General features: G+C 37.8%; 2 protein-coding genes and 1 tRNA gene. 2 read left to right on the forward strand and 1 reads right to left on the reverse strand.

The window, feature by feature from the left end:
* Window positions 1–425 precede the first annotated feature (425 nt).
* Entirely contained in the window at window positions 426–2,225 is a 1,800-nt protein-coding gene (gene lepA / locus MUW73_RS02290) for a translation elongation factor 4 (RefSeq protein ID WP_243575216.1), read from the reverse strand.
* Between the two features lie 128 nt (window positions 2,226–2,353).
* Between lepA and rplS the strand changes: the two genes are divergently transcribed.
* The gene (gene rplS / locus MUW73_RS02295) at window positions 2,354–2,710 is read left to right on the forward strand and encodes a 50S ribosomal protein L19 (RefSeq protein WP_243018595.1); all 357 of its coding nucleotides are present in this window, start codon (window positions 2,354–2,356) and stop codon (window positions 2,708–2,710) included.
* 162 nt (window positions 2,711–2,872) lie between these two features.
* Window positions 2,873–2,945: transfer RNA gene (locus MUW73_RS02300), tRNA-Thr, on the forward strand.
* Window positions 2,946–2,991 lie beyond the last annotated feature (46 nt).

Consider the following 2,991-nt stretch of genomic DNA (forward strand, 5'->3'; position numbering starts at 1 on the left):
GCTTCAAACAAGCTGTTTTTCTATTTCAGCTGCTAGGGCTGCTTTCTGATCGCAACTATTTTACAAGGGGCGTTTTTTTCTTTACGTACGCTGCCCTAGTGGTGAATAGATACGCAGCTTTTTACAAGGGGCGTGTTTATACGTAGCCTTACCATATGCTGAATGGATACTAAAAACTTTTCTTGTGTACACAAATGTTTCTACATCAATTGAAAATACTTTATAAGTAATAAGATTTATAGCTCCAAAATACCAAAAATATCAAAAAGTAAGGCTAGAGCATTAACAAAAATTATAATGACTGCCTATCACGACGGCCTCATTATTTACCAGTGTTGTGAACAGATAGGCCTATTTGCTTTTTTGGTCTAGTAGTGTTACCATAGTGCTGACTAGGTAGGATATAAATAAGTTAAACATGCTATTTAATCATCCAACTTTAATACCGCCATAAAAGCCTCTTGGGGAATTTCTACTGATCCCACCTGTCTCATTCGTTTTTTACCCTTTTTTTGTTTTTCTAACAACTTTCGTTTTCGTGAAATATCACCACCATAGCATTTGGCAATCACATTTTTGCGCAGCGACTTTACCGTTTCTCTAGCAATAATTTTTGTACCAATAGCTGCTTGAATACTCACTTCAAACATATGTCTAGGAATGATTTCTTTAAGCTTTTTACATAAAACCTTGCCTCGTTCGTAGGCATTGGACCTATGTACAATTGCCGAAAGTGCATCTACTTTTTCATTATGTAATAAAATATCTAGTTTCACCAGGTCTGCATTAGCAAACCTAGATAATTCATAATCTAAGGAAGCATACCCGCGTGAAATGGTCTTGAGTTTATCAAAAAAGTCAAAAACCACTTCGGCTAAGGGTAGTTCAAACGTAAGTTCTACACGGTCAGCGGTTAAATAAACTTGATTTTTAAAAATCCCTCTTCTATCCATACAAAGTTTCATAATCCCTCCCACAAATTCTGATTTTGTAATAATTTGTGCTTGAATAAGCGGTTCTTCAATACGATCAATGGTATTAGGGTCGGGCATATCTGCAGGTGCTTGCACATCTATCAATTGACCTTTTTGATCTATTACATGAAACTGTACCGATGGAACGGTAGTGATAATAGTGATATTAAATTCTTTTTCTAGGCGTTCCTGTATGATCTCCATATGGAGCATCCCCAAGAAACCACATCGAAATCCAAAACCTAAAGCAGCAGAGCTCTCTGGCTCCCAAATCAATGAAGCGTCATTTAATTTTAATTTTTCCATAGAATCTCGCAATGCCTCATATTCCGTAGTATCTACTGGATAGATGCCGGCAAAAACCATAGGTTTGACTTCTTCAAATCCCTTAATCATGGCCCCTAACGGACGCCCAGCTTTATCTACATGGGTAATGGTATCCCCCACTTTTACTTCACTCGCATTTTTAATGCCAGCAATCATATAGCCTACATGCCCTGCTTTTAAAGTGGGTTGGGGTATTTGTTGCAACTTTAAAATACCAACCTCTTCCACCCTATATTCTAGACCTGTACTAATACATTGAATCTGGTCTCCAGCTTTAATTGCTCCATTAAAAATCCGAAAATAAACCTCTACACCACGAAAAGTATTATATAATGAATCAAAAATCATGGCTTGCAGGGGTGCGCGATAATCCCCTGTAGGAGCAGGTATACGCCTGACTACTGCTTCCAGTATGGTATCAATCCCAAGACCTTGCTTGGCACTAGCAGCAATGATTTCATCGCGATCACACCCTATCAGTTCTATGATTTGATCTTTTACCTCCTCTGGCATGGCCCCTGGCAAATCAATCTTATTCAAGACAGGAATAATGGTAAGGTTTTGATCCAGGGCGAGATAGAGATTAGAAATCGTTTGCGCTTCTACCCCCTGTGCTGCATCGACTATCAGCAACGCCCCCTCGCACGCAGCAATTGATCGAGAAACTTCATAGGTAAAGTCTACGTGTCCTGGCGTATCAATTAAATTGAGTAAATAAGATTGACCATTATATAAGTATTCCATTTGGATCGCATGGCTTTTAATCGTGATACCACGCTCACGTTCTAAATCCATATTATCTAGCACTTGATTTTTTTGATCACGTATGCCAACTGTTTTAGTTACTTCTAATAAGCGATCTGCCAAAGTACTTTTGCCATGATCAATATGGGCAATGATGCAAAAATTTCGAATATTTTTCATTAAAATTGATTGAGTGAAGGTAAAACGCCCTGATCTATCTTTATTACCATTTACGGTACTGCAAGGTACGGAATTTCAAAAATAGTATTATCTTTGCATTAACATTTATTCTAATTTTCTGACTAGTTATGCATAACTTAATAAAATATGTTGAGGCAACTTGTAATCCTCAACCAGTGCGCACATTTCCCTCTTTTAAGGCTGGAGATACCATCAACGTCCATGTAAAAATACAAGAAGGCAATAAAGTACGTATTCAACAATTTCAAGGAGCCGTTATTCAACGTAAAAACCCTAATACCAATGGAGAGACTTTTACCATACGTAAAGTATCTAAAGAGGTAGGTGTAGAACGCATTTTTCCTTTGCTTTGTCCTAATATTGAGAAAATAGAAGTAAAAAGAAAGGGCCGTGTGCGTAGAGCTAGAATTTACTACCTACGAGGCAAACAAGGTAAAGCAGCGCGTATTAAAGAGCTTAGGTAGGAAAAATGTACTTAGTTACTTCTTACAAAGCACTTTTCAAGGCTTTTTTATGCTCTTTTTTCTGGCATATCTAGCTAGCTAATCCATATTTTAGATAGCCTTATTGATACATTTATACTATATTTCCCTATATTTGTTTTAATAAACCAATTGATTTTGGCCGCCTCCTTAGCTCAACTGGCAGAGCAACTGATTTGTAATCAGTAGGTTGCTGGTTCGATTCCGGCAGGGGGCACTCCATGCTTTTGCTGTGTTTCCGTCCACCACTATGGCTTATGCTA

The sequence above is a fragment of the Candidatus Cardinium sp. cByotN1 genome, from assembly GCF_022810525.1.
Classification (GTDB): domain Bacteria; phylum Bacteroidota; class Bacteroidia; order Cytophagales; family Amoebophilaceae; genus Cardinium.

Excerpts from the sequence above, each read along its gene's own strand:
- lepA (WP_243575216.1), bottom strand. The coding sequence starts at position 2,225 with ATGAAAAATATTCGAAATTTTTGCATCATTGCCCATATTGATCATGGC.
- rplS (WP_243018595.1), top strand. The coding sequence starts at position 2,354 with ATGCATAACTTAATAAAATATGTTGAGGCAACTTGTAATCCTCAACCA.